Consider the following 732-nt stretch of genomic DNA (forward strand, 5'->3'; position numbering starts at 1 on the left):
TAGATCAAAAATCAAAGAAAAATAGTTGATTCTAAGCTCGTATTTAAGGCTTTCTAAGAACTTTTCGGAAAGAAAAAGAATAAAGTGGAAAAATAAAGAAAAAAATGGAACTGAAAGGAAATGGCTCCGGATGCTGGAAGAGAACAGAATTTGACTAAATACCGAATTTTAGGCACTTTAAGCTTACTAAAAAATCATTAGTGTCTCACTTTTGTCTCACTTTTATCGGAATAAAATGACATAAAATTTGAAATCTTTAGAAATAAAATGGAAAAAATCGGAAAAGTTTTTGTAAAAATTAACAAATTTTTCAATCGGTTTTCAAAAGGTAAGATCATAAAAATAGGTTAAATCCCTAAGTTTAGGCTTTAAATGATATGAAAAAAAATGATAGGTTTTTATGTTTTATTAAAATACTTAAATTAAGAGCTTTGTTTTTAAAAGTTATCAATTAATTTTCAATACAAATTTTATACTAATCAACCAACACCTTTTTTAACATAACATACTCAGTTGCTCTATACTCTTCTTTAAAGCCGCAACTTAGAAATAAGTTTATTGCCGGATTATCTATTGCTATATCATCATATATCTCTTTGATACCGTTTTCTTTTGCTTTTTTGCATAATAGCGTTAATGCTATCTTTCCATATCCTTTTTTACGGTAAGGTGCGTATATGATAACGTTTGTAACATATATACTTCTTTTATTATCAAAGTGATAAGCTACTT

The 732-nt window shown here is 26.8% G+C and carries 1 protein-coding gene; it reads right to left on the reverse strand.

Annotation, left to right across the window (positions count from 1 at the left end; genetic code table 11):
• Positions 1–475 precede the first annotated feature (475 nt).
• The coding region (locus tag CDOM16189_RS08040) for a GNAT family N-acetyltransferase (protein WP_170000958.1) at positions 476–732 on the reverse strand (257 nt) is incomplete at its 5' end.

The sequence above is a fragment of the Campylobacter sp. RM16189 genome, assembly GCF_012978815.1.
Classification (GTDB): domain Bacteria; phylum Campylobacterota; class Campylobacteria; order Campylobacterales; family Campylobacteraceae; genus Campylobacter_A.